Origin of the sequence: Botryobacter ruber (assembly GCF_003347595.2) — a bacterium.
Taxonomy (GTDB): domain Bacteria; phylum Bacteroidota; class Bacteroidia; order Cytophagales; family Hymenobacteraceae; genus Pontibacter; species Pontibacter ruber_A.
This window is the reverse complement of sequence record NZ_QCZK02000022.1, coordinates 41,952-65,629: the sequence shown is the minus strand read 5'-3', so window position 1 is coordinate 65,629 and position 23,678 is coordinate 41,952. Positions and strand designations below refer to the sequence as shown.

Annotated in this window: 21 protein-coding genes; 9 read left to right on the top strand and 12 right to left on the bottom strand. The window is 50.0% G+C overall.

From position 1 onward, the window contains the following. The 8 genes from DCW36_RS04905 to DCW36_RS04870 form a co-directional block, all read right to left on the bottom strand. A complete protein-coding gene (locus DCW36_RS04905) occupies positions 1–768 on the bottom strand; it encodes a TatD family hydrolase (RefSeq protein WP_114782320.1) in 768 nt (255 codons plus the stop codon). A gap of 332 nt (positions 769–1,100) precedes the next feature. Next, entirely contained in the window at positions 1,101–2,192 is a 1,092-nt protein-coding gene (locus tag DCW36_RS04900) for a glycosyltransferase (RefSeq protein WP_114782319.1), read from the bottom strand. Further along, complete coding sequence (locus DCW36_RS04895; protein ID WP_114782318.1) at positions 2,189–2,824, bottom strand: polysaccharide deacetylase family protein; 636 nt, start codon at positions 2,822–2,824, stop codon at positions 2,189–2,191. Before DCW36_RS04895 ends, DCW36_RS04900 begins: the two co-directional genes overlap by 4 nt. A 319-nt stretch (positions 2,825–3,143) precedes the next feature. Then, the gene (locus DCW36_RS04890; protein WP_114782317.1) at positions 3,144–4,367 is read right to left on the bottom strand and encodes a PP2C family protein-serine/threonine phosphatase; all 1,224 of its coding nucleotides are present in this window, start codon (positions 4,365–4,367) and stop codon (positions 3,144–3,146) included. After that, the gene (locus DCW36_RS04885) at positions 4,360–5,541 is read right to left on the bottom strand and encodes an ABC transporter permease (RefSeq protein WP_114782316.1); all 1,182 of its coding nucleotides are present in this window, start codon (positions 5,539–5,541) and stop codon (positions 4,360–4,362) included. The genes DCW36_RS04890 and DCW36_RS04885 overlap by 8 nt, the downstream gene beginning before the upstream one ends. Continuing rightward, positions 5,541–5,798 carry a hypothetical protein gene (locus tag DCW36_RS04880; protein ID WP_114782315.1) on the bottom strand — a complete coding sequence of 86 codons (258 nt, stop codon included), beginning with the start codon at positions 5,796–5,798 and terminating at the stop codon, positions 5,541–5,543. The genes DCW36_RS04885 and DCW36_RS04880 overlap by 1 nt, the downstream gene beginning before the upstream one ends. Continuing rightward, positions 5,795–6,928 (bottom strand): glycosyltransferase, encoded by a 1,134-nt coding sequence (locus DCW36_RS04875; protein WP_114782314.1) that lies wholly within the window; start codon positions 6,926–6,928, stop codon positions 5,795–5,797. The genes DCW36_RS04880 and DCW36_RS04875 overlap by 4 nt, the downstream gene beginning before the upstream one ends. After that, positions 6,925–7,914 carry a lysylphosphatidylglycerol synthase domain-containing protein gene (locus DCW36_RS04870; RefSeq protein WP_114782313.1) on the bottom strand — a complete coding sequence of 330 codons (990 nt, stop codon included), beginning with the start codon at positions 7,912–7,914 and terminating at the stop codon, positions 6,925–6,927. Before DCW36_RS04870 ends, DCW36_RS04875 begins: the two co-directional genes overlap by 4 nt. A gap of 22 nt (positions 7,915–7,936) precedes the next feature. Here DCW36_RS04870 and ruvC point away from each other — a divergent pair, with 22 nt between their 5' ends. Together ruvC and DCW36_RS04860 are read left to right on the top strand one after the other, a co-directional pair. Then, positions 7,937–8,509 (top strand): crossover junction endodeoxyribonuclease RuvC, encoded by a 573-nt coding sequence (gene ruvC, locus DCW36_RS04865; protein ID WP_114782312.1) that lies wholly within the window; start codon positions 7,937–7,939, stop codon positions 8,507–8,509. Positions 8,510–8,749: 240 nt separating this feature from the next. Beyond that, positions 8,750–10,174 (top strand): Glu/Leu/Phe/Val family dehydrogenase, encoded by a 1,425-nt coding sequence (locus tag DCW36_RS04860; RefSeq protein WP_114782311.1) that lies wholly within the window; start codon positions 8,750–8,752, stop codon positions 10,172–10,174. Between the two features lie 135 nt (positions 10,175–10,309). On the opposite strand, the gene DCW36_RS04855 is transcribed toward DCW36_RS04860, so the two are convergent. Both DCW36_RS04855 and DCW36_RS04850 read right to left on the bottom strand, forming a co-directional pair. Then, positions 10,310–12,115, bottom strand: a complete 1,806-nt coding sequence (locus DCW36_RS04855; RefSeq protein WP_240676055.1) for a M61 family metallopeptidase — start codon at positions 12,113–12,115, stop codon at positions 10,310–10,312. An 86-nt stretch (positions 12,116–12,201) separates the two neighbouring features. Beyond that, complete coding sequence (locus DCW36_RS04850; protein WP_128396945.1) at positions 12,202–12,663, bottom strand: hypothetical protein; 462 nt, start codon at positions 12,661–12,663, stop codon at positions 12,202–12,204. Between the two features lie 219 nt (positions 12,664–12,882). Here DCW36_RS04850 and DCW36_RS04845 point away from each other — a divergent pair, with 219 nt between their 5' ends. From DCW36_RS04845 to DCW36_RS04835, 3 genes are all read left to right on the top strand, one after another. Beyond that, positions 12,883–13,491: a C40 family peptidase gene (locus DCW36_RS04845; RefSeq protein WP_114782309.1), complete on the top strand. Its 609-nt coding sequence runs from the start codon at positions 12,883–12,885 to the stop codon at positions 13,489–13,491. Positions 13,492–13,771: 280 nt separating this feature from the next. Further along, positions 13,772–14,146: a hypothetical protein gene (locus DCW36_RS04840; RefSeq protein ID WP_114782308.1), complete on the top strand. Its 375-nt coding sequence runs from the start codon at positions 13,772–13,774 to the stop codon at positions 14,144–14,146. 652 nt (positions 14,147–14,798) lie between these two features. Next, positions 14,799–15,230: a DUF2147 domain-containing protein gene (locus DCW36_RS04835; RefSeq protein ID WP_240676054.1), complete on the top strand. Its 432-nt coding sequence runs from the start codon at positions 14,799–14,801 to the stop codon at positions 15,228–15,230. Between the two features lie 133 nt (positions 15,231–15,363). Here DCW36_RS04835 and DCW36_RS04830 read toward each other — a convergent pair whose 3' ends face one another. Then, positions 15,364–15,825, bottom strand: coding sequence for a hypothetical protein (locus DCW36_RS04830; protein ID WP_114782307.1), 462 nt, complete (start codon positions 15,823–15,825; stop codon positions 15,364–15,366). A 485-nt stretch (positions 15,826–16,310) separates the two neighbouring features. On the opposite strand from DCW36_RS04830, the gene DCW36_RS04825 reads away from it, so the two are divergent. After that, the gene (locus DCW36_RS04825) at positions 16,311–18,833 is read left to right on the top strand and encodes a T9SS type B sorting domain-containing protein (RefSeq protein WP_114782306.1); all 2,523 of its coding nucleotides are present in this window, start codon (positions 16,311–16,313) and stop codon (positions 18,831–18,833) included. A gap of 6 nt (positions 18,834–18,839) precedes the next feature. On the opposite strand, the gene DCW36_RS04820 is transcribed toward DCW36_RS04825, so the two are convergent. After that, positions 18,840–19,286 (bottom strand): cytochrome c oxidase subunit 3, encoded by a 447-nt coding sequence (locus DCW36_RS04820; RefSeq protein ID WP_240676053.1) that lies wholly within the window; start codon positions 19,284–19,286, stop codon positions 18,840–18,842. 423 nt (positions 19,287–19,709) lie between these two features. On the opposite strand from DCW36_RS04820, the gene DCW36_RS04815 reads away from it, so the two are divergent. The 3 genes from DCW36_RS04815 to ligA all read left to right on the top strand — a co-directional run bounded on the left by DCW36_RS04815 (position 19,710) and on the right by ligA (position 23,191). After that, positions 19,710–20,273: a hypothetical protein gene (locus tag DCW36_RS04815; protein WP_114782304.1), complete on the top strand. Its 564-nt coding sequence runs from the start codon at positions 19,710–19,712 to the stop codon at positions 20,271–20,273. Between the two features lie 253 nt (positions 20,274–20,526). Next, entirely contained in the window at positions 20,527–21,033 is a 507-nt protein-coding gene (locus DCW36_RS04810; protein ID WP_114782303.1) for a DUF4920 domain-containing protein, read from the top strand. A 148-nt stretch (positions 21,034–21,181) separates the two neighbouring features. Further along, on the top strand, positions 21,182–23,191 hold the full coding sequence (ligA, locus tag DCW36_RS04805; RefSeq protein WP_114782302.1) for an NAD-dependent DNA ligase LigA: 2,010 nt from the start codon (positions 21,182–21,184) through the stop codon (positions 23,189–23,191). Positions 23,192–23,678: the final 487 nt, after the last annotated feature.

Genomic DNA, 23,678 nt, shown 5'->3' with positions numbered 1-23,678 from the left:
CTATAATTTAAATAGCTCCAACGCATTTTTTGTTGTTTGAGCGGCCACTTCTTCGAATGGCTGCTGCATCAGTTCCGCCACCCGTTCTGCCACCAGCGTTATGTATGTCGGTTCGTTGCGTTTGCCACGGTGCGGCACCGGCGCCAGGTACGGACAATCAGTTTCCAGCACGATATCCTTCAGGTCCAGGTGGGGCAGCACTTTATCCAGGCCGCCATTTTTAAAGGTCGCCACACCCCCGATGCCCAGCAGGAAATTCAGTTTCTTTGCTTTTGCTGCCTGCTCTACTGTGCCCGTAAAGCAATGGAAAATACCACGGAGGGTGCCGTCCTGAGCCGCTGCCACCAGCTCATAGGTTTCGTTGAATGAGTCGCGGGTGTGCAGCACAATGGGGAGCTGGTGCTTTTTGGCCAGTTCCAGCTGTATTTTTAAAGCTTCCTGCTGCTGCGGAAAAAAGGTTTTGTCCCAGTACAAATCGATGCCGCATTCGCCTACGGCAGCAAACTTCCGCTTGCTTAGCCACTCTTCAACCAGGTACAGCTCCCTTTCAAAATCAGCGCCTACCGATGTCGGGTGCAGCCCCATCATGGGCAGGCACACCTTCGGGTGTTTCGCCTCCGTTTCCAGCATCACATCAATGGACGTGTGGTCGATGTTGGGCATGTAAATATGCGCCACTCCTTCCGCTGTAGCTTTGGCAATGATGTTATCTCGGTCGTTTTTAAAAGCTTCGGCATAAATGTGTGCGTGGGAATCTATGAAAGACATTATCAAGTATTTATTCCTGAAAAATACGGCAGTGCAGCTGCAAACGAACTGATCGTCTGCTGTTGCTGCTATTAATCTGCAATATACGCGTTTGAGGTAAAATAAATCCCACGATCCGCACCTTTTTCCGCTTTGTGCTGCAGGCTGCAGTTAACTGCAGCAGTCACCATTGCCGCTGCACAAAATTAATTCTGCAGCACCTGCCACCATTGCTTCTGCAGCGCAAAAAAACTATTACAGTACCGCCCACCACACCTGCCACTCTGCTTCAGGGAGAGGTGCAGTGGCTGTGGTGGCAGCTGCAGCAGATATTTCAAAGCCGGAATTTACTTTTAGTAGGTCCTCCCCTTCCAGCGAACGCCACCGGGCATGAAGAAATAAAGAATGAGAATGACTGACGATACGATCATATACAGCTCGAACAGCAGGTAGAGGTGCCAGGGCGGGCGCAGTTGCAGCCGCTTGTAGCAGATGTGAATGTACAGACTCTGCAGCACGAGCTTGAGTCCGAAAACGGCAAAAAAAGTGCTGGCCGAAACGTAGGCAAAAAACGGCAGCCACACCGGGTAATAGGCCGCATGCATAATCAGGATGAGCTTCATGTAGAGGGGTAACTGCATGGAGCCCCGCATCCAGCGCCTGCGCTGGTGCAGAAAATTTTTCAGGGTTCCGGCAGGCAGCGACCAGGCCAGCACATTCCGGTCATAAATATTACTGAAATCAAAGCCCTCCTTCAATACATGCTTAAAGATGACCACGTCTTCGGTTACGGAAAATTCCAGGTTTTCGAAACCGCCTACGGCTTCGTAAGCTTCGCGGGTTATCAGCATGTTATTGCCCATAGTCGATACCGGTCTGCCCATGTCGGAAATTACCTGCATGAGCCCGAGGGCGTAAACCCAGTCTACCTGCTGCAGCCTGGCGAAGAGGCTTTTGCCGGTTATGGTGGTTACGCCCGTTACAATACCCGTATTTTCCTGCACCTGTGCCAGCATGGTCCTAATCCATTGGGGCGGCACTGCGATGTCGGCGTCGGTACAGAAGTAGAAGTTGGTGGTTGCTTTTTTGGCCAGGTGCGCCAGCACGTTTGCTTTTCCACGGGCCAGGCCTATCGTTTCGCGGATGCTGATGCAGGTATAGTTGGGCTTATCCTGGATAAAGGCTTCGACTACTGCCCTGGTAGCGTCGGTAGAGGCATCGTCGCCAATGAGTACTTCTATTTTTTCTTTCGGGTAGTCGAGCTTTTCGATGGCCTGCAGGCAGCGGCGTATTGTTTTTTCCTCGTTCCGGGCCGCAATCAGGATACTGACGCGGGGCATATCTGCGGGTTGTGCAGCATATTTTTTCCGGTTGAACACCAGCAGGAATACCAGCACCTGAAAAACTGAAAAATAAAGCAGAAAGTACGCTACCGAAAACATCATAAGGTGTCGAAGGTAAAGCCACGGGTGGTAAAATGTTCCAGGAAACGAGGCAAGGCATACATCATGTTTCGCTTTGCTTTTAAACTGTCGTGGAATACGATGATACTGCCGGATTGGGTATATTTCAGCGCTTTCTGCAGACAAGCTTCCGGACCGAGGCTCGCGTCGAAATCGTTTGTAAGTACGTCCCACATCACCAGTTCATAAGTCTCGCGTAAGGCTGCTGCCTGTTTAAACGTGATGCGCCCGTGTGGCGGCCTGAACAGTTTTTTACTTTGCAATGGCTGCTGCAGTTTTTCGAGTTCGGCCTGGCACAGCTGTACATTTTCGAGGTAACGAGGCAGTTCCGTAACCCAGCCCCGCAGGTGATTATGGGTGTGATTTGCCAGCACATGCCCGTCGGCCAGCACCTGCTGGGCCACTTCCTGATGCCGTACCAGGTTCTCGCCCACACAGAAAAATGTTGCCTTCGCCTGGTGCGCCTTCAGTTGTTCCAGCACAAAGGGCGTTACCTCCGGTATTGGTCCGTCGTCAAAGGTCAGGTACAGCTTCTTCCCTTCCTGCGGTCTGTTCCAGGTGTAAGAAGTCATCAGCTTCCGGATCAGGTGGGGTGTTCTGTAGAGGCGAAGCAAGTTGAATGTGCTGATGTGTTAATGTGCTAATTTGTTAATGTGCTGATGGGTGAATAGTCTGAACCGTTGATGGTAGTGATGAAAGGATGGGTGTGATTTTATATTACTCTTTTGATCATACCAAAGAAGATTTAGGTGCTTCCTTATTCGCCACTCCATTTTTGTCTTCCTGTAAAGGATCTTGTGGGAAAACAGCAGGAATGCATGCAACAAAAGAAAGAAGCTTTTTTCGATTCCATGTTATTTTACAATGATACAAATTACCATTCCTCCATTCCCACATTAACTTATTGGCACATAAAAAATTAGCACATTAAAATCATTTAAACCGACACGACAACAACGTAATATCATCACTAAAAGTGGCTTCTTCGTTGTAGAGGTTTATTTCGCTGAGCAGCTGCATGTGTAAGGTGCGGGAGCTGACGAAGCGGTGTTTCTGCATAAACTTGATGGTGCCTTCAATGCCATATTCGGCTTCTTCGGCGTCAAACACTTCCGTCAGGCCATCGGTATAACAGAGCAGCACCGAGTGTTCAGGTACCTGTATCCGGGTAACCGACATAAAGGGCAGCACATCAAAAACACCCAGCATGGTGCACCCTTCGGTGAGCAGGCGGTGCTCGTTACTCCTGTAGAGCAGAATCGGGGAATTATGTCCTGCATTAACGTAGCAAAGCTCTCGGGTTTTACGGTTATAAACAGCCAGGAATGCCGTGATGAATTTCTCGGCAATCGCATTCCGGTAGATCAGATTATTCAGTTCGGCAACCACGGTGTTCAGGTCGGACGTCTGCCGCAGGATGGTACGCAACCCGGCCTGGAAGTTAGACATCAGCAGCGATGCCGGCACCCCTTTCCCCGATACATCGGCCACACAGAACAGGAACTGGTCCTGGTCAATTTCTACAAAATCGTAATAGTCGCCCCCGATGGAAGAATGCGGAATGTAACTTGCATGAATCGTAACATCTTTGTCGTTTGGCAGCGACTTCGGGAAAAGCATGCTCTGCACTTCGCGGGCAATTTCAATCTCACGCCGAATCGATTCCTGTGCCAGCCGCTGTTTTGCCATCTTGTGATTCTGGATAGCCACCAGCATAATGTTACTGACCGTCTGCACGAAATTAAGCGCCTCCAGGTTGGTGTAGTACGGCTGCACTTTACCGATCAGCACGAAAGCCAGCACTTTGCCGTTGTGCATAATCGGAATAACGTTTTCGAACGCACGCCACCTGCGGGGCACCTGCAGCTTGGAGGTGTAGGTAATTTCCGTGAGTGACAGAATTTCTTCGGGTAGTTCACACCTGCTGAATTCCTCATCGGTACCAAAGCAAACTTTACAGGACCATACTTCGTCGTGCACAAACAGCACCAGCCGCTTTATCTGCAGTTGTGCCAGCAGCGTAAAACGGTAAATTTTATAAAGAGCACTATCGGGCAGGTTCTCATTAATCGCCTGGGTGATCTCCAGCAAAGCCGAGAGCTCCAGTTTCTTCAGATTAAGTTCCTGCTGTACAGTTGGTACGACGATTTCAGGCATTCGAAATTGGTATTTTAGGATCGTAAGCATCGCGCAAGCCGTTACCCAGCAGGTTAAAGGCAAGTACGAGCAAGCTAATGCAAATACTTGGTAAAAGTACTAAAAAAAGACCAGCCCTGGCACCAATCAGCTGAAAACCTTCGTTTACCATCATCCCCCACGAGGGTGCCGGCGGCTGCACACCCAGGCCTAAAAAACTAAGACCGGCTTCTACTAAAATGGCAGCGGCAAAGTTGGCTGTGGCGATAACAATCAAAGGCCCGATCATATTGGGCAACAGGTGCTTTAAAATGATACTATGTTGCGCTATACCCAGCACGCGGGCAGCTTCAATGTACGTTTTCTCCTTCAGGCCCAGTATCTGCCCCCGCACCACACGGGCCACTTCCACCCACATGGTAAGGCCCACTGCTACAAAAGCTACCCAAACGCCTTTGCTGTCGAGCGCCAGGCTGATGGCGATCACCAGCATAATACTGGGCACCGACCACACCACCGTCATCAGGAACAGCATCAGCTTATCCACCCAGCCCCCGAAGTAACCACCCAGCGCCCCGACGGTTATTCCTACTACCAGCGATATGAGCACCGCCACAAACCCGATTCCCAGCGAGATGCGGGTACCCAGGATCAGCCTGCTCAGTACATCGCGCCCGGCCTTGTCGGTTCCAAGCCAGAAGGTGCGCGCCACGATCTGCTCCTCTTCTATCGTCTGTACCAGATGCCCGCGGGTGCGGTACTGCCCCGGCTCTGCCACCACTTCCTGCAGCGAAAACCCGCGCACCTGGTCGGCCAGGGCATTGTTGCTGCGCAGGGGCTGCACATACAGGCTGTCGCGCGTAAACCGGTAACTTTCGATGGGCAGTTCTGCGTAGGCGGCCGGTTTTCCGGAAAGCACAAACTCCAGGAAGTTCACATCGGCAGTCGCTTCTACCGGACGTGGTATACGGAGCACCTGCGCCGAAAAGCCGGGCGGTTTCTTCTGGAACTGCACCAGTCCGTTGTTGGCATTGGGGGTACTGTCAGGCATCAGCGCATACCCTCCCAGCGCCACCAGCACCGACAGCAGGATAAGCAGCAACCCAACCATGGCAGGCTTATTCTGCAGTAAACGTTGCCTGATGTAGTAAGAAGGTGGCCTGGACGGCACAGGATTCTTTGCCAGTACTGCCATCAGACGGAGTTATGAACCACCAGACCTGCCTTTGTTGCCAGAAAAAAGTAATCCCTGCAGTTCATACTGAATTCGGCCGAATTGTATTCGTGTTCTGTATCCGGATCGGGATACAGAATCTTGATGTAGCCTTTCGCCAGCAACCCCGACAGGGCCGCGCAAAGTTCCTCATCATCCATGGACAAAGTGGAGCGGAGGTCGCGGTAGGAGGTTACAAAATACAGCTCGTCCAGTATATCAAATTCGTTTTCAGTCATAGGTTCCGGATTTTTCGTCCTTTCCAGCTATAGCGGCCAAACAGGCCTGTTATGCCGGTAATCAGCACATAGGGTACATACACCAGCTGCAGCGGAAGCATGTAAAAAAGGTACTTTCGTTTCCCAAAAAAAAGGAGTATACGCTCTAAAAATATAAAATCTATCCCAAATTTAATAAAATAAGCCCCCAGAAATATGTAAAACGGTATTTTGCCGGTCAGCCCCATAGGAATAATCAGTAGTAATAACAGATTAACCGTAAAAACGCTTAGCGCCACCAGTTTTACATGCCACTCCTGGTATGCTTTCCATTTGCTGGCCCACCGCACCCGCTGCGCCAGAAAACTAACGACCGTTTTGCGGGCTGAAGTATAAACCGCAGCTTTTTCGTTTTTCAGGAAGGCAATCCTGCCCGGGAACCGGCGGTTGATTTTGTGCAGCAGGAACTCATCGTCGCCCGAAGCAATGCCCTCGTTCCCGGCAAAACCTCCTACCGCTTCAAATGCCTGGCGGGTGTAGGCGAGGTTGGCGCCGTTGCACATGTTCGGCTTTCCCAGCCCGATAGAGGCTGCGCCAATCCCGATAAGCGAAGCAAATTCCACCAGCTGCATGCGCTCGAAAAGTGTTTCGGTATGATCGAAACAGACAGGACCACTGATGAACAGGGGCTTTTGGGAAACATACAGGTAATCGTACAGCGCCAGCCATTCGGGCTGCACACGGCAGTCGCCATCGGTCAGCACCAACAGCTCTCCTTTTGCCAGCTCCACCCCTTTTTTCACGGCAGCCTTTTTCTGCATCAGTCCCTGGTACGCCGACAGCCTGACCAGGCGCAGCTGCAGCGGGCTGTTTTCGATAAAATCCTCTACCTGGGCAGTTGTGGTGTCGTCGGAATGATCGTCTACCACCAGCACCTCGAACAGGTGGTGCGGGTACTGTTGCTGTTCCAGATCGTGAAGAAGGTGGCTGATATGTGCGCCTTCGTTGCGCACCGGGATGATAACGGACAGCAAGGTACGGGGCTCGTATGCCGGTGGAAGGACAACATCCGGCATGTTGCGCCAGGCGACCCAGCGCTGCAGAATGATGTAGCCGTACGCCAGCAACGAAAGCAGGAGCAGTAGAATCAAGCTTCGCCCCCTTTCCGGAAGAACCGCAGCCGCAGCACGAAAATAATTCCCAGCGCGCTGGGCACGGCAATGTTGAGCAGCCAGAGGCTCAGGCTCGCACTCAGCACCTGCAAGCGCTCCTGCCCCAGCAGCCCGAAGAGGTACATCGACGAAAGCTCACGCACCCCCAGGTCAGAGAGGATGGTAACAGAAGGCACTACCGACTTCAGGAAAAAAGCACCCGACACACCACTCAGGTACTCCACCGCCGACAGCTCCACGCGGAACAGCTTTAACAGCAGCACAAACTGGAACAGGAACACCAGGTAGCGCCACAGCGAGAGCCACAGCAGGCGCGTAATTTCAGCCGAAGAGTAGCTGCGCATCACGGCTACATACCGCACCAGCTTCCGCAGCGGACCAACCGCTGCCACCAGTGCTACCAGCGCCCGTGCATTGTACATCAGCAGCAAAATGGCAATGTTCAGTAACAGCAACAGAAAGGTTAAGCTCAGGCAAACGCCCGGGTAGTCATGCCAGTAAAAACGCGATAAAAAATACAGCAGTCCGAATGTGCCTATCACCACCGTTGCCACCAGCTGGCAGAAGCGGCCAATGAAAATAGCCCCGATGGCATCCAGGCGCTGCCGGCTCCGCAGCTCCAGCAGCCGGCCGGCATAATCACCGAGGCGGTTGGGTGTGATAAAACCCAGCGTCAGCCCCACCATCACGGCGCGGTAAGCCCGCCAGAACGATAAAGGCTCTATTTTTCTGCCCAGCAGCTGCCATTTACGCGCCTCAAAGCCCCAGTTTACCGGAATCAGGAGCGCTGTAAGCACCACCAGGAAGCGCAGCGGGCTTTGCAGAGCGTGCTGCAGAATCAGGCGCCAGGTCAGGAAGGTATCGGGAGCGGTAAAGACCGTCTGGTACAGAAAATGCAACGTAAGGAGCACCACCAGCGCCTTGCCCAGATATAAAAGGAACCTTCTCTTTGAAACAATGTTCATTAATTGTCTAAATTTGCAGGCTATGATTTCCACCCCCGCCCTTATTTCCAACAAGCTTATTTTAGGCATAGACCCCGGTACGAATGTGATGGGCTATGGACTGATCGAAGTGACCGGTTCCAAAGTAAAAGTTATTCAGTACGGCGTTATTCACCTGAAAAGCTATGCCAATCATGCCGTCAAGTTAAAGAAAATATTTGACCGGACGATGCAGCTCATCACCGAGTACCTGCCCGACGAACTAGCCATCGAATCGCCTTTTTACGGAACCAACGTGCAGTCTATGCTGAAACTGGGGCGGGCGCAGGGAGTAGCCATTGCCGCCGCCCTTTCGCGCGACATCCCCTATGTGGAGTATGCGCCCAAAAAGGTAAAGCAGTCGGTAACCGGAAACGGGAATGCCTCTAAAGAGCAGGTAGCCAGCATGCTGACCCAGATCCTGAAGATAGAGCCGGCGCCCAAACTCTACGATGCCACCGATGCCTTAGCCGTAGCGCTCTGCCACCACTACCAGAAAGGCAACAACGCCAAGTCGGGCGCCAAATCGTGGAAGAGTTTTCTGACGGAAAACCCTGACCGGATGGTCGGGAAATAAATTTTTTTCTGCTGCCCCTGCCACCATAGCCTCTGCTCCTGCTTTTTGAGAAAAAAACGCCCGACCTTGAACTAACCTCTGTGGTATCCCCGGAACCATTCTGCTCAAAAACAGTAGATGTATGCAGTAGCTTCACCTGGAACCAGGCAACCAGGTAAACGGGACTTTTGTGTCCGGAGCAAAACAAAAGCTTTTTGTAACCGTTCTAAAATCAGCAAACTCAAACGAAACCTATCATTTATGGCAAACCATCAGGACGAAGGAACAAAATTCTTAAACAGTGTCCACCAGTTTTACGATTATGCAGCCAGCTTTTCCAGATTAGACCCGGGAATTTTAGCACAGATTAAAGCGTGCAACAGTGTGTACAAAGTTTCTTTTCCGGTGGAAATAGATGGCAAAATTGAAGTTTACGAAGGAATAAGAGTGCAGCACAGCCAGCACAAGCTCCCGTCTAAGGGGGGTATCCGCTACAGCGTACAGGTAGATGAGGATGAGGTAAAAGCGCTGGCAACGCTCATGACCTTTAAATGTGCCGTGGTAGATGTTCCGTTTGGAGGGGCAAAAGGCGGTGTGAAAATAAACCCGCGCACCAGCTCTAAAAAAACGCTGGAGCAGGTAACCCGGCGATTTGCCACCGAACTGATCAAACGTAACCTGATTGGCCCGACCGTGGATGTGCCTGCCCCCGATTACGGCACCGGCAGCCGCGAAATGGCCTGGATTGCAGATACGTACCAGGCTTTTAAATACGGAGAGCCCAATGCCCTGGGCTGTGTAACGGGTAAACCTGTTGGCCAGGGCGGCATCAGAGGCCGGGCGGAAGCTACCGGGCTTGGCGTTTACTACGGCATCCGGGAGTGCCTCTGCGATACGGAACTGCTCAAGGGCAAAGGCCTGGAAGGAAAAGGACTGGAAGGCAAACACGTAATTGTGCAGGGCCTGGGTAATGTGGGCTACCATGCCGCCCTTTTCTGCCAGCAGGATGGCGCCATTATTACCGGGATAGCCGAGCGGGAAGGTGGCATCTTCGACCCGAACGGCATCGATGTAAAAGAAGCCTTTCACCACCGCGTGGATACAGGATCTATCCTGGACTTTAAGAACGCCAAAAATTTCGAGAACTCGCTTGCCTTACTCGAAGAGGAATGCGATATCCTGATACCGGCTGCGCTGGAAAACCAGATTACCTCTGAAAATGCGCCGCGCATCAAGGCAAAAATAATAGCAGAGGGTGCCAACGGTCCCATTACCCGAAACGCGGAACAAATTCTGCTGCAGAACAAAGTTATCATCCTGCCCGATTTGTACCTGAACGCGGGTGGTGTTACGGTTTCTTATTTTGAATGGCTGAAAAACCTGTCGAACGTACGGTTCGGGCGGATTGGCAAACGTGCAGAAGAAGCCAACAACCGGCGACTGGTATCCGCTATCGAATCATCAACCGGTAAAAAAATGACCCAACAGCAAAAGTCGTTTCTGATTCAGGGGTCCGACGAGATCAGTTTGGTCCGCTCCGGGCTGGAAGATACGATGATCAATGCCTACCACGAGATACGCGATGTGATGGACATCAAAGAAATTCCCGATCTCCGGACAGCTGCTTTTCTGACTGCGATCGAAAAAATCGGGGTGAGCTACGAAGCGCTGGGCATTTTCCCTTGATCGAAGAAAGTAACTCCTGTTAACCAGCAGGTAAAGCAATGGTGGCAACGGCAGCAAAACAAAAATGGTAAATTAAACCCCGTTTTTGTTTGCTGCCGTTGCCACCATTGTTTCAGCACAAGCTCTTACGCTTGCTTACATGCTTTCGGTTTGAAGCCATTTCTTATAGATTTTCTGCTGGAGCTTTGTCGGGTTTGGCACGCGCTCGAAGCGATAGCGCAGGCTTTTATCCTGGAGAATGGGCACTTGCAGGGTTTGCAGCACACCCTCGCGGCTTACCAGCACGTCTACTTTCTCGCCCAGGGTGCTGCCGGCCAGATGGTCCCCGATATCACCGGTTACTCTCCTGCCTTCTATTGCTACAATTTCATCGTTCACGTTAAGGCCTCCTTCCCAGGCGCCGCTGCCCCTGTTCACACTTCGTACAATCATCTTCCCGTCGGCCATGGCGGTAGAGGCTCCCCAGTCAATGTTCAGGCTGTTCTGGTTCAGGTTAACCAGCCGCAAGCCGGCAGCTTCAAAATAGCGGTTGTAGTCGGGTGTTTTGGTACCATGCACGTAGTCGCGGAAAAAGTCATCCATTTTTTTACCGGCCAGCTTTTCAATCGCTTCCTTCAGCTCTTCTTCGGTAAAGCCACGGTTCAGTTTTTTATAGTACCGGTCATACATGTAGCGCATCAGATCGTCTAAACTCTTCTCGCCCTTCGTGGCAGCCATAATTTCCATATTCACCAACTGAGCCAGGATGCTGCCTTTGGTGTAATAAGAAACTTCCGAATTTTTGGAGTTCTCATTCGGGCGGTAATATTTGATCCAGGCATCGAAACTGGCTTCGCTCACCGACTGCACTTTGTTACCGGGCGTATTTTCTACGGCATGTATACTTCCGGCAACTATTTCCAGGTACCGCTCCGGCGAAATGATGCCGGCCCAGCGTGTAATGAGGTCGTCGTAGTAACTGGTGAAGCCTTCCGAAAACCACAGCAACGTCGTATAATTTTCTGCATCGTAGTTAAATGGCCCCAGCGGTTCCGGACGCAGCCGTTTCACATTCCAGAGGTGGAAGTATTCGTGGGCTACCAAGCCCATAAAGCCCGAATAACCACGCTCGGTGTTGTAGCTGTTGTAGGTTGTTTGCAGCGTTGTCGAATTTAAATGCTCCAGGCCTCCCCCGCCCCGAAGCAGGTTGTGTACAATAAAAACATAGCGGTCAACAGGCAACTCGCCAAAGATCTTTACCGCCTCTTCCACCACCTTCTTCATATCAGCAAGCAGGCGCTCGGGTTCAAAGTTGCCCTGCCCGTAAAGTGCTACTTCATGGGGCACACCTGCCGCCATAAAAGTCAGCACTTCGTGGTTTCCTATTTCCAGTGGCGAATCGGCCAGGATATCATAATCGGGAAAGGTGTAGGTAAAGCGGCCGGTGCTTTTCAGTCCGGTAGAAATTTTGCTCCAGCCGTTGTAAGGCTTCACCTCCAGGGTTCCGTTCAGGTGCTGGTACCCCTCAGGATACATAAACACGCTGGTACCGTTTACATAGCCATGCGAGGCATCGAGGTAGCTGGTACGGACACTCAGTTCGTAGGCATACACCTTATAGCGCACACGCACCGTTTCGCTTTTGTTGCTGTACACGCGCCAGGTGTTCTTGTTGATTTTTTCTGCCCGGAGCGCTTCGCCGGCTTTGTTGGTCGCATCAAAACTTTCTACATTTTTGGCAAACTCCCGGATAAGATAAGAGCCCGGCGCCCAGACCGGCATTTTGTAATCGATGTGCTTCTTTTTTGCCCCCGACAGCTCAATTTCCACCTCAAAGTAATGGGTATGGGGCTCAGGCATGGAAAGAAAATACTGTAAGTCAGCAGCCAGGGTAGCTGCCACATTACAGAAAAAAAGAAAGGCAATCAGGAAAAGAACAGCAAACTGTTTTTGTTTAAGCATTTTTAAGATGTGGTTTTAGATCAGGTTAAGCAGGCATTTTACACTTTTTAACCTGCTTTTCAAAATCTGTACCACGCCTGGGCTGCTCATTTAACAGAAGGCATGGGCTCCTGTGGCTCACTGCTGACTGCGGTACAGGCTTGTAACCAGGCTACAGCAGTTTCCGGGGCAGTAAAAATATTGAGGATGATAAAACTGTTATACGTTTGCAGGCCGGCATAGCCATACTCATTCAGCATAGCCTGATATAGGGGTTCCGATACAACTAAAGCCAGGTAATTCGCAGGACCCAGGTAAGCCATCAGTTGGGGGAACACCTGCACCTGAATCCAGGACAAGGTTTCATCGGTAATTTGCTCTACCAGCCTAAAATCGAGCAGCCAGTTTTTTACCTGGTTTTTGCGGGCATTTTGCACCGCCAGCAAAAACCCTGCTTTGCATTCCTCTGAACTCACATCTGAACTCACATCGCCCTGGCATTGCAGGTGCAGCAGGTTCTGAGCTTCTATAAAAGAAATATCAAATGTTTCGGAATGGTAAAGTCGCATAAAGAAATTATTAAGTTAAAAAAAATGCAAAGGGCGCGCATTCACTATAATACCATTCATCCTTTAAATAGTTCCACTTCAGAAATTAATTTAGTAAGCAGCTAAAATATAGCGATAAAGCTATAAATTAAGGGAGTAAACTTTTCGGGGTACTTTTGATGTTGTAATAAGAACGCCTGCTGAACACAGGCAGCACGACTACAACAACACGACATACTTATGAAAAAAATAAAGCTCCTTATTTACTCGCCCCTGCTCTTATTGCTACTGCTCTTCCCTTTCGTTTTTCCGGGCCCGGAACCGGAACAACATGAAATGGTTGCTAACACCACTACTGTAGCGTCAGAAGACACCCTGCACACCGCACCCGAAGCTCAGCCAGCTCCTGCAGTAGTTGCACGCCAAAAACCCGCTAAACCCGTCCCGCAAGCACAAGGCGCCGTATCGCGACGGGAAATTGTTTCGTATGCGCTCACCCTGCTTGGCAAGCCGTACAGCTATGGCGGTATTACCCCCCGCGGCTTCGATTGCTCCGGCTTTACCACACACGTATTTCAAACCTTCGGCGTGGATATTTCACGTTCCTCAAACCTGCAGGCCAAAAACGGTATAGCAGTTTCAAAAAACGAAGCTAAACCTGGCGACCTGGTAATTTTTACCGGAACGAATCCTGAAGTCCGGAATCCGGGCCATGTCGGCATTGTGATCTCTGCCCCGGGCGATACCATTTCGTTTGTGCATTCTTCCTCGAATGGCGGCGTTAAAGTCAGCAAAGTACAGGGCACCCGTTACAACACCCGTTTCCTGCAAATCAGAAGAATTCTCTAACTGACATTGTGCAGCATTTCCGTAGCAGCTGTATTTTCCTTTCTGCTCCTGCCACCATTGCCTCTGCTGCCGGCGCAGGCTCCGCTTCAGCGGGCGGGCAGTTTAAAAACCGGAACTGCCACACAGGCAGCCGTGTGCAGCGGCAGCATATAGCTTTTGAGCTATAGTTTCATCATATGATATAAACACTTTTGCTGTTACACGTACATAACCTAAAGCTTCGCCCTGGCGCTTACCTGTAAGCGTTAAAAAATCGGTTAAACCTTAACCTGTAAGCCTTATGGTACATCCGTACATTGTAAACACAGTAAACGCCTGCGTCCTGATCATCGCAGGCCTGGTAGGTTATTTCGGAAACGCAGCCAACCCGCCCACTGCACTTATAGCCCCTGCCTTTGGTGTTCTGCTGCTGGCCTGCACGTACCACCTCCGCAAGCACAACAGCTTTGTGCTGAACACGGTTACCGCTCTCACACTGCTCATGGGCATTACCACCATACTCCGGATCGACCCCGATACCTTTTCCTGGAACATGAAGAACACCCTGCTGCTCCTGATCGGGATAAGCTGTTTTATAGCGGTGGCTTTTTACATCGGAACCTTTATACGGGAGCGGCGCATGCGCAACAACACCATCTACAAAGACGATCTGTAGCAAAAAACAAAAGCCTGACATACCGCATGGGTACATCAGGCTTTTTATGAATCCTACTTAATCTTACTAAGCGGCCTCCTGTTGTTCAGGAGTACCATCCGAAGACCAAAGGCAATATTTACTGCATAAGCAGCAGACACTGCTTACTAAGCCGACTCACCTTTTACGTGAATACTATTACCTGGGCTTACTAAGACTTGTGCGGGATTAGACATAGCACCTCCTTTCTCATTAGTCCAACATGCACTTTGATAAGCCGACCACCTCGCAAGGCGCTCTTTTTAGTCAAAGCCGTAGCACTCGCTACTGTATTATTAAGTTAAATTAACGGATATTAGTTCATATCTGCAAGTCCTTTTTTCAATCATTTCCGGAATATTTTTCCGGGCTCTTCGCGCCGTAATGGGTTCTGAAGAAACCGAATTATCCTCCATGCACATAACCTTCTGATTAACAAGCCGATCAAACCAACAACACCCGGGCACTGCAGGCGCTTTTGTAAAAAACAAATAAAGTGCGCAACCGCTTCCGGCAGACGAACCACCTGTGATAATTGCTTTAATTTGGAAGAGTACCACCCACCAAAACCGTTTCTTTTAGAATCTGATATTTTTTTCTTAAATTAGATATCGAATAATACTACAACTATGTCATGAAAAAGAATTTGATCATATTCGTGTTGCTCATGTTGTTTGCTGCAAGTGCAGGGGCACAGTCTCTTTCTCCTATAGGCGTCTGGACAAACGAGGAAGGCAAAGCCCGGTTTGAAATTTACAAATGCGGCGATAAGCTTTGTGGCAAAATTGTTAAACTGAAAGAGCCTTACCGTAACGGTAAACCAAAAATGGACGATAACAACCCGGACAAGAAACTGCGCAACCGGCCGCTGGAAGGCCTGATTTTCTTACAAGGATTTGAATATTCGGGCAATAACAAGTGGGATGATGGCACCATTTACGACCCTGAAAGCGGTAAGACCTATTCCAGTTACCTGAAAATGACGGGCAAAGACAGCCTGGAAGTGAAAGGTTACATCGGAATTTCGCTGCTGGGACGGTCACAAAACTGGACGAGAATTAAATAATGCCTGCAGAATTATCTACACAACAAAGGTCAGCTAATGAAGCTGACCTTTGCTATTAATAACCCTTTACAATCCTATAAACTCCTGATTTAAAAAAAAGGTTATATTTTTTTGAAAAACAAGTTTTTTTTACTTAAAAAACCTGCAAAATTTTATACGCTTTATCCCTGAACACAAACGTATCTCCTGTTGTTTTACCGGCCATTGCTTTGTAAATGGGCGACATGCCCGAAATGGCATAGAAGGAATCTCCTTCCACTTTTATCTCGCCAAGGCTTACGCCGATAAAGTAATTTTGTAGTTCTGTCAAAACAACAGAACCTAAGGTTACTTCATGATTCTGCTTGGTGGCATTTATCCGCCGGAGGTTGGCCATGGTGGTCATCAGTTCGTCGAGTTGCCGGGCATACATATCCCGCTGGATATGACAGGCCTCCCGGAACGACTCAAATTTATCTTCGATGGCTCCCTGGTGCTCGTTCGCACTTTCCTGTGCCTCGTCCATGGCATCTTTTGCAGCTTTTATTTGCAGATTCAGTACCCTGACACACTCCTGCAACAGCTTTTTCTTAAGTTCAAGTTCTTGTACAAGCATGGTTCAATAAAAGGTAAAATTAGAGATATGTACTTGTGCAGGCGCTCATGAAACGCTCAGCCCCGGTAACTTTACATAAATAGGCCAGTTCTTACGTACAACAGGAAACGGCATGTCGTTTACTGTACTGGTTATAGAAATCGCACTGAAGCCGTATAACGTATAAAATAAATTATGGTTGAGTTTTGTCACACCAGTTTTCTTTCCACCATCAGCCCCCGTAACAATGGCTGTCTGCCATAACTCCCTCTGTTTAACAGTGTTTATACCGATAAAGAATTGTGATTACGTATTCCAGGAAATTAGGTGCTGCAACTTTAGCTGAATATTACCTTATTTTTTCTAAATTACCCATAGCCATCATAAAATTTAAACCGCTCGCCCTTCCGGATTTTAAAACGACTAATTTCTGTTATTGGCTGTCAAATTTCATTATTTTAGGCTCAATTTAATAAACCAACAGTTGTATTGTGCGTTCAACTTATATGAAAAAATTTAGTTTACTCTTTCTCCTGTTGCTGTCTTTTGCTTTTCAGGCGCTTGCCACGCACATTGTAGGTGGAGAGTTTGAGCTGCGCTATGTTTCCGGAAACACATACAGGTTATCGCTTAACCTGTACTTTGACCTGGTACACGGCGATCCGGGGGCACGGGACGAAACAATTATGGTAGGTATTTACGAGAAAGGCACAAACACGTATATTACCACACGGGTGCTGCCCCTTCAGACTGAAGCGGAAGTGCTTTATACCGATATTGCCTGTGCCAAACCAGGTGTGCTTCGTACTTCTAAATTAACCTATTACGACAACCTGCTGCTTCCTCCCGCTTTGTACGACCACCCCGCAGGCTATTACGTTGTGTGGGAGCGCTGTTGCCGTAATGGTACCATCACAAACATTGTCGACCCGGGAGGCGCCGGACAGGCCTTTTACATGGAGTTTCCACCGGTCGTAAAAAACGGGCAGGAATTTCGCAACTCCTCTCCCATCCTGTTTCCGCCACTAAGTGATTATGCCTGCTTAAACGAACTTTTTTATTACGATTTCAGCGGAACCGACCCGAACGGGGACTCCCTGGTGTACGACCTGGTAACACCCCTCAACGGGTCCAGCACCAGGTTAAACCCTGCTCCGGCTCCTTCCAAGGCGCCTTATGCCCAAATTAGCTGGATTCCGGGATACAGCCAGGCAAACCAGGTGATGGGTTCCCCCTCCCTTACCATACATCCGAACACGGGTAGGCTTACGGTCAGGCCATCGCGTGCCGGTTTGTTTGTATTTGGAATACGATGCCAGGAATTCCGGAACGGTGAGAAAATCGGAGAAGTGCGGCGCGATTTCCAGCTGATGGTCAGGAGCGACTGCAAGCCAAACGTGAAACCGGTTGTAAAGGCACTCGAGAAAGGAAAATCCGGCTTTTATGCCCCCGGAGAGGTCCTGCAGATCAGCCCGACCGGAGAAAGGTGCATCGAAGTCAAGTTTACCGATCCGGACCCCTCTACCCGGATAACGCTTAAAACACGACCGGTAAATTTCTCCAATAATAACTTTACGCTCAGCGGCGTTACCTCCGGCACCATCAATACCGGTACCGCCAATGACACCCTTACCGCCTCGCTTTGTTTTGACGAATGCTTTGATACGGAAGGTAGAATCTATGAAATGGACCTGATCGCCACCGACAACGGGTGCAGCCAGCCAAAGCTGGATACGCTTCGGCTGCGGTTTATGATTGAACCGGTACCCGATGCGCCACCAGCCATCACCCTCTCCACACCCGACAGGCTTTTTTCGGTGCAGGAAGGCGATGTCCTCAATTTTAATGTGATAGGAACAGATACTGACGGCGACATTATTTCCATTACGGCCCGAGGAGTGGGTTTTGAACTGGGCAGCCAGCAGATTACGTTTGAGAATAAAACCGGCGTCGGGCCGCTTACCTCCAGCTTTTCATGGCCCATCGACTGCCAGGCCCTTCAGAATAGTTCCTATAAAATAGAATTTACCGTTACCTCCGAAGTCTGCGGCAAAACCAAAACCACAACCGAAGTAGTAGATATTCGCACCTTGTATACCAACAACGCGCCGGTTATTTCCACCGACCAGCAGGTGCTGCGTTTCGACCTGGCCATCGATCAGCCTTTCGAAGCCAGGGTGTTTGGAAACGACATCGACCTGCACGAGCTGCTACTTGCAGCTGCCGGACAGGGCTTTAACCTCGCCGACTATGGTATGACCTTCGAGGCAACAGGTGGCGCAGGAAGTGCTGAAGGCACTTTTAAATGGGTGGCAAACTGCGCAGCTGCCCAACAGGGAACCATACGCGTCGATTTTTTGCTCAAAGAATCAGCCTGTGTACCGTCTGCCGACCAGAAACTGACCCTGGAATTCAATGTTGCCTTCCCAAACACGCCCCCGGTTATCTCCACCGACCAGCAGGAACTGGTGTTTGAACTGGACCTGCACGAGGCCTTTGAAGCAAAAATATTTGGCAAGGATGAAATTGACCTGCACCAGTTGCTGCTGGCAGCAGCCGGCCAGGGGTTTAACCTGAAAAGTTACGGCATGAAATTCGAAGCAACGGGCGGCGCAGGAAATGCCGAAGGCTTGTTTAGCTGGGTAGCAAATTGCGAGGCTGCAGAACAGGGTGTGGTTCGCGTTGATTTCGTGCTGCAGGAAACAGCCTGTGTTCCCTCTCCCGATCAGAAACTGACGCTGGAGTTCAGGATAAAAGTACCGGATACCCAAAATTTTATCCCGGCCAACATTTTCACGCCGAATGGCGACGGGCTGAATGACTATTTTGAAATGCCCACACTCCCCCAAACCACCTGCAAAGGTACTTTTGAACGGATAACCGTTTACAACCGCTGGGGAAAAGAAGTATACAGCAGCACCGACAGCAAATTCCGATGGGATGGCAGGAATGTAAATGCAGGCGCCTATTATTACCTGATTGATTATTCCACCACTGTTTTTAAAGGCACCGTAACCATTGTACATTAAGCCGGTTTAAACCAGGAACAGGAAAACGAGGTAAAGCCCGAGCCACAGAAAGCCCATAAAATTCCAGTAGCTGTTCAGCATGGTGAGTTGCAGGATACGATACGGATCACGGATAAAAATGAGGCTTCTGACGCCGTCAGCATTTACATGCAGGGTTTTGAAGAACAGGTACGAGAGAAAAATCAAACCGCCCAGCAGGTGTACAATGTGCAGGGCCGTAATCAGGTACAGGTAGGTGCCGGAGGCCTTGCCGGTAAAACTCACGCCCGAAGCCGAGATCTCGTTCCAGCCAATAAACTGCGCTATGACAAACGAAACCCCAAATGCCAGCGTGAAGCCCAGGTAACGGGCCATCTTTTTCAGTTTGTCCTTCCGGTAAAAGCGGGGCACCCGGTTCAGGGTAAAGCTGCTGAAAAGCAAAAGCAGCGTACTGACGCTGAAGAGCTTGGGCATCTGAAAACTTTCCAGGTGAAAGCCACCCGTCCTGAAAAAAGCAACGACAAGAATAAAAAACAAGATCCCTATCCCGAGCATACTCAGGTAGAGCAACATCCGGACAGGGTGCATTTTATCGATTTGCCTGAATGCTGATAGTTGCTTGAAATGTACTTTATTTTTTCTCTCCTGATCCATTGGAACCTCCTGGCCGGCCTGACCAGCTATTTTAATGAAAAACTTTTTCCGATTTATTTATTTATACCTAATGTGCGTTCTGATAGTTTTCTATTTATTCTATTAAATTTTTAAAGCCCTGTTCTGCTGTCAAACTGGCTTCCAACACCACTCAAAGGAGCTTTGATGAACGTTTCAGGCTTAAATTACAGCCGTAATTTCAGGATTCGCGTTAGTAAAAGCAGAACAAAACAGACGCAACTCATGATTAGGATTTTTACCGTATGTTGTTTTCTGCTGCTGTGCCTGTACCTGAAAACGAATGCCCAGACCCAGGCCTCTTTCACAAGCGGAAACACCATGCTGCTCGCAATAGAGAGTACATCGGGCATGTACGAATATTCCTCCAACCAACTGCTGGTACGCTACAACGAGAAAACCAAAAAGATGGAGTGTATCCTGGATGTAACTACCCTTTTACCTGCTAACAATTTCAGTCCGCTAGTTATACCTCAAGATATATTTTTTACGGCAAAATATCCAGAAGTTCTTATAGAGATTGACGCCCCGGACCAGAACATACGTGCCGGAAGCGCAGCTCCGCAGGCCGGCAAACGGGCAGCCATTATTTACTTCCAGGGAGTACCAATCGAGATGACCATCCCGGTTACCTTTACGCCGGATGCACGCTGGGTACTTTTCAGCACCACTTTCGACCTGCTGCTGCCCGATTACGAGGTTACGGTGCCGGCCAAATACCTCCCGGTGCTGACCGGCAGGCTTATTTTCACCATCCGCAACGCCCACTGGGTACCCCTGAAACCGTAGCTACCAAACCGGAACATGTAACTCAGGATTGTACTTATTTAATATAAACTACCCATAGAATGTATCTTTTTACAGGAGCAGTGGCAATGGTGGCTGTGGGTGCAGAACAAAAAACCAGCTTTCTGAAACAAAAAAATACTGCAGCTCCTGCCACCAGAGCCACTGCTCCTTTGACTTAGCTTTGAATAAATAAATTCAACACAACAACGGCTATTTTGCTACATTTGATATACTGATCAACCACCGTCCGCACATGAAAAAGGCATTCTGGATACTACTAACCGTCGCAGCGCTGCAAAGCTGCAACCAACCCGAAACAGCAAACGAAACCGCTACCGAAACAGCTGCTACTTCTGATGTTACAGGCACTTCGTACGGCGCAGCCTTCGAAGCAGAAGATGTTATTTCGGCTTCGGAACTGCAGGCGAAAGTAGAGGAACAGGACTCGGTGCAGGCGGTTGTGCAGGCCGAGATCGTAGAAAGTTGCCAGGCCAAAGGCTGCTGGATGGATGTAAAACTCGACGACAGCACCACCATGAAAGTTACTTTTAAAGATTACGGTTTCTTTGTTCCGGTCGAAGACCTGAGCGGCAGAACCGTTGTGTTTAAAGGCACCGCCAAAAAGAAAATGATTTCGGCGGAGGCACGACGCCATTACGCCCAGGATGCCGGCAAGTCGGAGGCCGAAATAAACGCCATTACCACCCCCGCCGAGGAACTGCGCTTTGTGGCAGACGGCGTCATCATCAAAGAAGAATAAGTTTTGCCGGGGTACTCCCTGCAAAAAAGAGGCTGTCTGTAAAAGGCAGCCTTTCTGTTTTTTAGCAAAATTCACCACAGCCCCGCTGCCCGCGGCTTTGATACCACGCGCTATTTTTGATATTTTTACAACGGAAAAACTACTACCCATGGCCTCAGAAAAAGACCCATTAGCAGAAATACAAGAGCTGACAGAACGCTTGAATTACCTGAACTTCCAGTACTACCAGAACAGCATTTCGGATGTATCTGACTTTGAGTTTGATAAGATGCTGGAGCGGCTCCAGGCCCTGGAAGAGCAATACCCGGAGTTAAGGCAGCCCAATTCTCCAACCCTGCGCGTGGGCGGCACCATCACCAAAAACTTTAAAACAGTTCAACACAAGTACCCCATGCTCTCGCTGGGCAACACCTATTCCGAAGAAGACCTGCGCGAGTTCGATAACCGCATCCGGAAAGCCATCGGCGGCGAAGTGGAGTACGTGTGCGAGCAGAAGTTCGACGGCGTAGCCATCAGCCTTACCTACGAAAACGGCTGCTTTGTGCAGGGCGCCACCCGCGGCGACGGCACCCGCGGCGACGACATTACGGCCAACGTGCGCACCATCCGCGATGTGCCGCTGCAGGTACATGGCAAAGATTTTCCTGCCACATTCGAGGTGCGGGGCGAAGTGTTTCTGCCGCTGGCGGTGTTTGAGCAGCTAAATCAGGAGCGCGAAGAGGAAGGCGAGCAGCTGCTGGCCAATCCGCGCAATGCCGCATCAGGCACCCTGAAACAACAGGACTCTTCGATTGTGGCCAGCCGCAGGCTGGGCTGTTTTTCGTATGGTTTTTACAGCACCCCGAACCCTTTCGAAACCCACGCCCAAAGCCTGGAAGCCATTAAGCAATGGGGCTTTAAAGTTTCTGACACCTGGCGCCTGTGCGGCAACATAGACGAGGTACTGGCTTATATTCATGAGTGGGAAAAGCGGCGGTTTGAGCTGCCCATCGCCACCGATGGCGTAGTGGTAAAAGTAAACAGCTTCGCGCTGCAGGACGAGCTGGGCTTTACGGCCAAGAGTCCGCGCTGGGCAATTGCCTATAAATATCCTGCCGAAAGTGCCACTACAAAGTTGCAGGGCATCCAGTACCAGGTGGGCCGTACGGGCGCTGTTACACCCGTGGCCTTGCTGCAACCTGTTTTGCTGGCCGGTACGGTGGTGAAGCGTGCTTCCGTACACAATGCCAACGAAATAAAGCGCCTGGACCTGCGCCTCGGCGACACGGTGCTGGTAGAAAAAGGCGGAGAAATTATCCCGAAGATTACAAGCGTCAATTTTGAGAAACGTCCTGCCGACAGCGAACCGATCCTCTACCCCACCCATTGCCCCGCCTGCGGCACCGAACTGGTACGTGCCGAAGGCGAAGCCAATTATTACTGCCCCAACGAGAAAGGCTGCGCGCCTCAGATCCAGGCAAAACTGGAGCATTTTATCTCGCGCAAGGCCATGAACATCGAAGGGCTTGGCCCCGAAACCATCGAGCAGCTCTACCGCCTGGGACTGGTAAAAGATGTTGCCGACCTCTACGACCTGACCTTCGAGCAGCTGCTTACGCTGGAGCGCATGGGCGAAAAATCGGCGAACAACATACTGGCCGGGCTGGAAAAATCGAAAGAAGCGCCCTACGAGCGGGTGTTGTTCGGGCTGGGCATTCGCTATGTGGGCAGCACCGTAGCCCGTAAACTGGCCGAGCAGTTTACCGATATCGAGGCGCTGCAGGGGGCGCTGTATGAAGAACTGGTAGCCGTAAACGAAATCGGCACGCGCATCGCCCAGTCCATCCGCGACTATTTCAGCAACCCGGAGCACCTGGAGCTGATACAGCGGTTAAAGGCTGCAGGTCTGAAGTTGAAGTCCGAAGTGACGGCGCCCGTGGTGGAAAGCGACAAACTGGGAGGCAAAACCTTTGTGATTTCCGGTGTCTTCCAGACCATGAGCCGCGAAGAGCTGCAGCGCCTGATCGTGCTGCATGGCGGAAAAGTGGTCAGTTCCATCTCCGGAAAGCTGAACTTCCTGGTAGCCGGCGATAAAATGGGTCCTGCCAAACTCGAAAAAGCCAATAAACTTGGCATTGCGATTCTGTCAGAAGATGAGTTTCTGCAGATGATCCAATAATATACATCAAAAGAGCCAGTCTGTAAAACAGCTGGCTCTAAACTACTCTATCTTAATAAAACAACAAACTCTATCGTTATTCCTTATACGGTTTTCAGCGGAAAGCAACTGAACCTGTTATAATTATTCGTGCCTGAAATTTACGACACTTTTTACAAATTTCTCATTTTTTTCCCAAACTCCCTTACAAAACAACACAGGCTCCTGCAGAAAAAGCTTTATTTCATCCCCATCACCCTTGTTTTTCAAACCCTAAATCCGACAAATCAGAGGTAAGTTATTTTCCAGCAGCAGCAAAGGGTGTGGTGGCAGCAGCAGTGCACTTCCGGGAGGTGCATCACGAACCAAAAACAGGGTTTGTATGGCCATACCAGTGCTTTATCGCCAGAAAAAGCCTGTTTGTAGAGAGCACCGGAACAGCTGTTTCTTAAATGCAGTACTTTGCTTATCTTTGATTAAAGCAAAGCTTTTTACCTGTTTTACCTGA

Bases quoted from the DNA above. Each gene is read 5' to 3' on its own strand.
- DCW36_RS04905 (WP_114782320.1), bottom strand. From the start codon at position 768: ATGTCTTTCATAGATTCCCACGCACACATTTATGCCGAAGCTTTTAAA.
- DCW36_RS04900 (WP_114782319.1), bottom strand. From the start codon at position 2,192: ATGATGTTTTCGGTAGCGTACTTTCTGCTTTATTTTTCAGTTTTTCAG.
- DCW36_RS04890 (WP_114782317.1), bottom strand. From the start codon at position 4,367: ATGCCTGAAATCGTCGTACCAACTGTACAGCAGGAACTTAATCTGAAG.
- DCW36_RS04885 (WP_114782316.1), bottom strand. From the start codon at position 5,541: ATGGCAGTACTGGCAAAGAATCCTGTGCCGTCCAGGCCACCTTCTTAC.
- DCW36_RS04880 (WP_114782315.1), bottom strand. From the start codon at position 5,798: ATGACTGAAAACGAATTTGATATACTGGACGAGCTGTATTTTGTAACC.
- DCW36_RS04870 (WP_114782313.1), bottom strand. From the start codon at position 7,914: ATGAACATTGTTTCAAAGAGAAGGTTCCTTTTATATCTGGGCAAGGCG.
- ruvC (WP_114782312.1), top strand. From the start codon at position 7,937: ATGATTTCCACCCCCGCCCTTATTTCCAACAAGCTTATTTTAGGCATA.
- DCW36_RS04860 (WP_114782311.1), top strand. From the start codon at position 8,750: ATGGCAAACCATCAGGACGAAGGAACAAAATTCTTAAACAGTGTCCAC.
- DCW36_RS04855 (WP_240676055.1), bottom strand. From the start codon at position 12,115: ATGCTTAAACAAAAACAGTTTGCTGTTCTTTTCCTGATTGCCTTTCTT.
- DCW36_RS04850 (WP_128396945.1), bottom strand. From the start codon at position 12,663: ATGCGACTTTACCATTCCGAAACATTTGATATTTCTTTTATAGAAGCT.
- DCW36_RS04845 (WP_114782309.1), top strand. From the start codon at position 12,883: ATGAAAAAAATAAAGCTCCTTATTTACTCGCCCCTGCTCTTATTGCTA.
- DCW36_RS04840 (WP_114782308.1), top strand. From the start codon at position 13,772: ATGGTACATCCGTACATTGTAAACACAGTAAACGCCTGCGTCCTGATC.
- DCW36_RS04835 (WP_240676054.1), top strand. From the start codon at position 14,799: ATGAAAAAGAATTTGATCATATTCGTGTTGCTCATGTTGTTTGCTGCA.
- DCW36_RS04830 (WP_114782307.1), bottom strand. From the start codon at position 15,825: ATGCTTGTACAAGAACTTGAACTTAAGAAAAAGCTGTTGCAGGAGTGT.
- DCW36_RS04825 (WP_114782306.1), top strand. From the start codon at position 16,311: ATGAAAAAATTTAGTTTACTCTTTCTCCTGTTGCTGTCTTTTGCTTTT.
- DCW36_RS04820 (WP_240676053.1), bottom strand. From the start codon at position 19,286: ATGCCCAAGCTCTTCAGCGTCAGTACGCTGCTTTTGCTTTTCAGCAGC.
- DCW36_RS04815 (WP_114782304.1), top strand. From the start codon at position 19,710: ATGATTAGGATTTTTACCGTATGTTGTTTTCTGCTGCTGTGCCTGTAC.
- DCW36_RS04810 (WP_114782303.1), top strand. From the start codon at position 20,527: ATGAAAAAGGCATTCTGGATACTACTAACCGTCGCAGCGCTGCAAAGC.
- ligA (WP_114782302.1), top strand. From the start codon at position 21,182: ATGGCCTCAGAAAAAGACCCATTAGCAGAAATACAAGAGCTGACAGAA.